General features: G+C 72.5%; 4 protein-coding genes. All 4 read right to left on the bottom strand.

All coding sequences use genetic code 11. The features are described from left to right. Positions 1-363: 363 nt before the first annotated feature. The 4 genes from V7E45_RS39310 to V7E45_RS39295 all read right to left on the bottom strand — a co-directional run bounded on the left by V7E45_RS39310 (position 364) and on the right by V7E45_RS39295 (position 5,009). On the bottom strand, positions 364-1,236 hold the full coding sequence (locus tag V7E45_RS39310) for a DMT family transporter (protein ID WP_333779084.1): 873 nt from the start codon (positions 1,234-1,236) through the stop codon (positions 364-366). 733 nt (positions 1,237-1,969) lie between these two features. After that, the gene (locus V7E45_RS39305) at positions 1,970-2,785 is read right to left on the bottom strand and encodes an ABC transporter permease (RefSeq protein ID WP_333779083.1); all 816 of its coding nucleotides are present in this window, start codon (positions 2,783-2,785) and stop codon (positions 1,970-1,972) included. Positions 2,786-2,797: 12 nt separating this feature from the next. Then, the gene (locus V7E45_RS39300) at positions 2,798-3,631 is read right to left on the bottom strand and encodes an ABC transporter permease (RefSeq protein WP_333779085.1); all 834 of its coding nucleotides are present in this window, start codon (positions 3,629-3,631) and stop codon (positions 2,798-2,800) included. Positions 3,632-3,821: 190 nt separating this feature from the next. After that, complete coding sequence (locus V7E45_RS39295; protein ID WP_333779081.1) at positions 3,822-5,009, bottom strand: ABC transporter substrate-binding protein; 1,188 nt, start codon at positions 5,007-5,009, stop codon at positions 3,822-3,824. Between the last annotated feature and the right edge of the window lie 63 nt (positions 5,010-5,072).

Raw genomic sequence — 5,072 nt, 5'->3', positions numbered from 1 at the left:
GCGCGAGGGGATCGGCCCGCCTCACGGACGGGGAGGGGGAGCGGTGTCTGAGGGGGACGGCGGAGTTCGCCGCCCGCTGCCGCGCGTGCGGGTCCCGCCGTCGGCCGCCCGGGCCGATGGGCCGCCATGGGCCGCCGGTGGCGGGGAAGTCGCCCGGAGGACAATCCGGGTGACCGACCTCCCGAGGAACGAAGAGCCATCGCGCCGCCAACCTGCCCCTGCTCCTGTCCGAGGCCCGACGCTGGTTCGGGGACGCCGGCCACGGCTCTGGACTGTGCCCTGACTGAGCGGTCGGTCGCTCCAGTCGGCGACCGCTGCTTTGCCTGAGCGGCGGTCGGCTCAGGCCCGTGATCGTGGCTTGACTCAGTGGCGGTCGGCCTCGGCCGGTGGTCGCTCCCTGATGCGCTGGACGGCGCGGCTCAGCACGAACACGCCGACGACGATCAGCACGGCCCCGCACGCCTCGGGCACCAGCCACCAGCCGGTGCGGATGCGCTCGCCGAACAGGGTCATCCCCAGGGCCAGGCTCACCATCGCGTCGCCGATCGTCAGCGCGGGCTGGGAGGCCGCCAGCGGACCGGCCTGGAGCGAGTTCTCCAACAGGATCACGGCGGCCGCGCCCGCCAGCGCGAAGCCGTACGTCTGCCAGGACCGCAGGAACGCCGTGAACCCGTCGTCGGCGAAGGTCCCCGTGGCCGACTTCAGCAGCGCCGCGGTCAGGGCGTTGCCGGTGGCCGCGGCCGCGGCGAGCAGCGCGGCGCGGCGCACGGCCGGGCGTCCGCGACCGGCCGCCAGGATCAGCACGGCCATCCCACCCAGGCACAGCGCCAGGACCGGGATCCACCGCACGAGCGGCGCCTGGTTGGTGGAGCCGTGCGGCGCGGCCGCCGCCAGCAGCACGGCCAGGCCCATCACCACCCCGCCGACACCCCACCAGCCCCAGCGGGGCAGCCGGCGGTGCATCAGCGGGCCGGCCACCAGCAGAGCGAAGGGCAGTTCGAGGATGAACAGTGGCTGGACCAGCGCGAGCGGCCCGTTGACGAGCGCCAGGCTCTGGCACACCGCGGCGCCGATCACGCCGGCCATGCCCACCATCCAGACCGGCCGGCGTGCGAGTTCCGCCAGGATCCGTACCCCCGCGCCGCGGGTGGTGGACGCCGCCTTGCGCTGGAACGCGGTGCCGACGGCGTTGCTCGCCGCTCCCGCGACGGCGAATGCCGCGGCCAGTTCGATCACGACCCTCTCCCGCCTGCGGGCCCACCTCCCGGAGGAGCTTCGGGTCCCTTCAGACTACGAAAGCCCACGTCCACCCGCCCCGCGGCACCACCGCGCCGCGCCTCCCGGCCCCGAATCGGCGCACACCCGCCGGGGCGCCCCCCCAACGGCCAGGACACCCACCGGCCCGGACGCCCACCGGCGGGCGCCTACGGCGGGGACACACCCGCTGGGGTGCAACCGGCGGCGGCGCACCCGCCGGGGTACAGACTCGTTGGGGCGCCCGTCGGTCGGCGCACACCCGCCGGCACTCACCCGCTGGGGCGCATGCCCGCTGGCTTGCGCCCACCGGCCGCGGCCTACCCGCCGGGTGCCCATCGGGTGGCGGGCACAGGCTAGTGCGTAGCCGCCGGGTGCCTAGCGGCCGACGACGCACACCCGCTGGGTCGCCCACCCGCCCGCGGCCTACCCCTCCCGGGGGCGCCCATCTGTTGGCGCGCACACGGTGGTGCATACCCGCCGGTTGCCCATCGGCCGGTGGGCACCCGCCGGGGCGCCTACCGGCCGGGGCATGACCGTCGGGGTGCCCACCGGCCGGGGCGGGCGTACCCGCTGGGGTGCCCGCCCGGCGCGCACCCGGCTCTCGTGCCCTGCCGGTGCGCACCCCGGCCGGCGCCCATCCGCTGGGGCACACACCCGCCAAGGTGCCACCGGCCGAAGCGCACCCCGCTCACGCCGGCGGTAGCGCACCCGATCACACCCGGCTGGACGTGGCCGTGTCCGCGGACAGCCGTTGGGCCAGGTAGATCGGGATCACCGACAGCAGGACGAGGACGGCGGCCACCACGTTCACCACGGGTGCCTGCTGCGGGCGGGTCATGTTGTCGAAGATCCAGATGGGAAGGGTCTGGATCCCGGGTCCGGCGGTGAAGGTGGTCACCACGATCTCGTCGAAGGACAGGGCGAAGGCGAGCAGCCCGCCGGCCAGCAGCGCGGAGCGCAGCAGCGGGAAGGTGACGTCCACGAAGGCGCGGAACGTGGTCGCGCCGAGGTCCATCGCCGCCTCCTCGTACGAGCCCGCTGTACGGCGCAGCCGGGCCACCACGTTGTTGAAGACCACGACGATGCAGAAGGTGGCGTGGCCGACGATCACGGTGAACAGGCCGAGCCCCACCCCGAGCGGCCGCAGCACGGTGCCGAAGGCCGAGTTGAGGGCGATGCCCGTGACGATGCCGGGCAGCGCGATCGGCAGCACCACGACGAAGGACACGGTCTCGCGGCCCAGGAAGCGGTGCCGGGCCACGGCGAACGCGATAAGCGTGCCGAGCACCAGGGCGATGGCGGTGGCGCCCAGGCCCGCCTTCACGGACACCCACACCGCCTCACGCGCACCGGAGTTGTCCGCGGCCACCGACCACCAGTGCAGGGTGAGCCCGGGCGGCGGCCAGCTCGCGCTGCGGTCGGGGTTGAGGGAGTTGACGAGCACGAGCAGGAGCGGGACGTAGATCACCGCGAAGCCGAGTGCGGCGGCGATGCGCACAGCGGTGCGGGCGGTGCGGCCGAGATGCATGTCGCTCCTCTCCTACAGGCTGTTCAGGGCGCCCGTGCGGCGGATCGCCAGCAGGTACAGCACGATCACGACGACGGGTACGGTGCCCAGCGCCGCCGCCATGGGCAGGTTGAGTTCGATGTTGGAGTACACGAGGTTCCCGATGAGCTGGGTCTTGCCGCCGACGATCTGCACGGTGATGTAGTCGCCGAGGCTGAGCGAGAAGGTGAACACGGAACCGGCGGCGAGAGAGGGCAGCACCATGGGGAGCACCACCGAGCGGAAGGTGCGGCCGGCCCGGGCGCCGAGGTCGGCGGAGGCGTCGAGCAGGTTCGCCGGAAGCTGTTCGAGCGCCGTGTGGAGCGGCAGGATCATGTACGGCAGCCACAGGTAGGTCAGGGTCAGCACGGTGGCGGGCAGACCGAAGCCGGGGCCGCTCAGCCCGAAGGGCGCGAGCATCCAGTCGGCGAGACCGCCCTCGGAGAGGATGAGCCGCCAGGCGTACACCTTCACCAGGTAGCTCGCCCACAGCGGGGTGAGGATGGCCACCACGAGCAGCGGGCGCCACCTCGGCCGGGCCACCCGGGCGGTGTAGAAGGCGACCGGGAAGGCGATCACGGCGCACAGGGCGGTCACCGCGAGCGCCACTCCGACGCTGCGCAGGATCACCTGGCGGAAGACCGGCGTGGTGAACAGCGTGCGGAAGTTGTCGGTCGACCAGACCTTCACCACCTCGGAGGTGAAGGAGTCCGTCGTCCAGAACGCCGAGACGAACAGCACCGTCAGCGAGCCGAGGTAGAGGACCGCCAGCCAGAGCAGCGGGCCGGTGAGCAGCAGGGTCAGACGGAGCCGGGGCCTGGTGTGCAGTGCCCCGGCGAGGGGGGGGGGGGGGGGGGGGGGGGGGGGGGGGGGGGGGGGGGGGGGGGGGGGNCCCCAGCCAGACCAGCGGGCCGTTGAGCAGCGGGGTCTGACGGAGCGGGGGCGGGGGGGGCCGCCCCCCCCCGAGCCGCCGGACGGTGCCTCGTCCGGCGGCGGTCGGCGTGTCGGTCGTCACGGCTCAGCCCTTGATCTCGGTCCAGGCCTGCACCCACTTCGCATACGGCACGCAGCGGACGTCCTTGCGTCCGTCCAGGCACTGCTCGATGGGCGTGTTCCAGAAGGCGATGTTCTTCCAGTAGCCCTCGTCGGCGGCGTGGTAGGTGTCGCAGAAGTTCTTGTCGCTGGTCAGGGCGCACGCCTTGGCGTTGGCCGGGGCCTCGCCGAAGTACTCGGCGACCTGGGCGTTGACCTTGGGGGAGACGATCCAGTCGAGCCACTTGTAGGCGCAGTTGGGGTGCTTGGCCTTGGCCGAGACCATCCAGGTGTCGGACCAGCCGGTGGAACCCTCCTTGGGCACGAACGCCTTGATCTTGGCGCCCTCGCCGGCGGTGAGGCTGGCGATGACCTGCCAGCTGGTGCCGACCACGGAGTCCCCGCTCTTGAAGGCGGAGATCTCCTTGAGGTAGTCGCTCCAGTACTCGCCGATGTCCGCGTTCTGCTTCTTCAGCAGGGCGACGGACGCGTCGAACTGCTTCTGGTCGAGCGCGTACGGGTCCTTGATCTTCAGTTCGGGCCGGGTCGCCTTGAGGTAGAGGGCGGCGTCCGCGATGTAGATCGGCGAGTCGTAGGCGGTGACGTGTCCCTTGTACTTCGCCGCGTCGTCGAAGACCGCCGACCAGGAGGTGGGCGCCGGTCGCACCTTCTGGGTGTTGTACATCAGCAGGTTGGCGCCCCTGCCGTGCGGGATGCCGTACATCCGGCCCTTCACGGAGTTCCAGGCCCCGTTCTTCAGGCCGCTGAAGACGTCCTTGTAGTTGGGGACGAGGGCGGTGTTGACCGGGGCCGCGTCGCCGGAGGCGATCAGGCGCAGGGAGGCGTCCCCGGACGCGGAGACGGCGTCGTACTCCCCGGTCTTCATCAGTTTGACCATCTCGTCGGAGCTGGTGGCGACCTTGGAGTGGACCTGGCAGCCGGTCTGCTTCTCGAAGTCGCCGACCCAGTTCACCTTGGGGTCGTTGGAGCCGTCCTCGACGTAACCGGCCCAGGCGACCAGGTTGACCTGGCCCTCGGTCCTGCCGAGCTTGGTCGGGGCCTTGAGGTCGGGCGGGTTGAGACCGGTGGCCGGGGAACTGCCGGAGCCGCACGCGGCGGTGAGCAGCAGCGCGGCCGTGCCGGCCGCGGCCGACAGGGTTCGGGTGAGACGCACGACGTACTCCATCGGGGACGGGGACGGGGATGTTGAGGGAGGGCAGGGAGGAAGGAGGGGACG

The organism is Streptomyces sp. IBSBF 3136 (genome assembly GCF_036815105.1).
Classification (GTDB): domain Bacteria; phylum Actinomycetota; class Actinomycetes; order Streptomycetales; family Streptomycetaceae; genus Streptomyces.
This window is presented reverse-complemented; position numbering and strand designations above follow the sequence as displayed.

Bases quoted from the DNA above. Each gene is read 5' to 3' on its own strand.
- V7E45_RS39305 (WP_333779083.1), bottom strand. From the start codon at position 2,785: ATGCATCTCGGCCGCACCGCCCGCACCGCTGTGCGCATCGCCGCCGCA.